This is a genomic window from Pseudomonas sp. FW305-7, from assembly GCF_058786735.1.
In genome coordinates this window covers 1-988 of sequence record NZ_JBYSZA010000070.1, presented here as the reverse complement: position 1 = coordinate 988, position 988 = coordinate 1, and the positions used below count along the sequence as shown (strand labels likewise).

Sequence of the window (988 nt, the reverse complement as noted above, 5' to 3'; positions counted from 1 at the left end):
AACGTCACCGACTCCAAAGGCACGGTCGTGCAAGGAGGCATTACCTTCGACCGCAATGTCACCGTCACCGGCACGGCTAGCCCCAACCAGAAAGTCCGCTTGCGCGATGGCAACAACACTTTGCATGAACCCACCGCCAACGGCTCCGGCGTATGGACCCAGGTCGTCAGCGGGTTGGCCGTCAAGGCTTACAGCCTCACCGCGCTCGCCTTGTATGGCGATGGCCCGGAGTCGACTCCGCCACGTACATTTGCGGTCGAGGCGTGGGCAGACTCTTTTACCGACTTTACGGATGGCACTACAGGTCGGTGGCTAAAAGGTGCGGCTGGTTTTCAGGGTCGAGTAACGGGAGGGGTTTTTCACAATGACACCACGGCCGCTTCAGGACACTCAGGGCTGCTATTCAGTCAATCATTCCGGTTTGTGGTCGGCCAAACCTACTCATTCAGTTATCGGGTAAGAAACTTCAGCCCTCTGACCAATAACATACCTCCGATTTTTTCCGTCAGTTTTTCATCCGGTCTACAGATCTTGCCGGTCTACAGCGTTCCACGAACCGCTCAGTGGTACACCCAGACTGCGACTTTTACAGTCACACAGAGCATGGACCATACAATTCAATTGATGAGCCATCAGGATCGAGGAGGGGGTAGCGGATCCGATGGCGGCAACGATTACCAAATCGATGACATTACAGTCCGAATGGTTCGCTGAGCCATCTGTACTTACAACCCAACCTGCCCCGCCTGTAAAGGCTGGCAGGTTTATTCGAAAAAGCCGCTTGCTCTGTTACAGAGAAGCGGCTTTTTTTACTCCTTGACGATGTTCTGAAGATCACACCGTCGCCTCGCCAGCGCTGTCAGACCTACCAGCTATACCTCACCCCGACATTGGCCCCCCAGGGCTGCTCGATGTGCTCGCCTTTCGAGTAGTCAAAATCGGCATGCACTTGCCACTGCGCAGACATGGCCACCGCCACCCCCGCCCC

1 protein-coding gene and 1 pseudogene are annotated in these 988 nt (G+C 55.7%); one reads left to right on the top strand and one right to left on the bottom strand.

Going from position 1 to position 988, the window contains the following annotated elements:
* Positions 1-714, top strand: a pseudogene (locus AC3WMT_RS30845) (hypothetical protein); the annotation flags it as partial.
* Between the two features lie 151 nt (positions 715-865).
* On the opposite strand, the gene AC3WMT_RS30840 reads toward AC3WMT_RS30845, so the two are convergent.
* Positions 866-988: autotransporter outer membrane beta-barrel domain-containing protein (locus tag AC3WMT_RS30840; RefSeq protein WP_146041298.1), on the bottom strand; the 123-nt coding region annotated here is incomplete at its 5' end.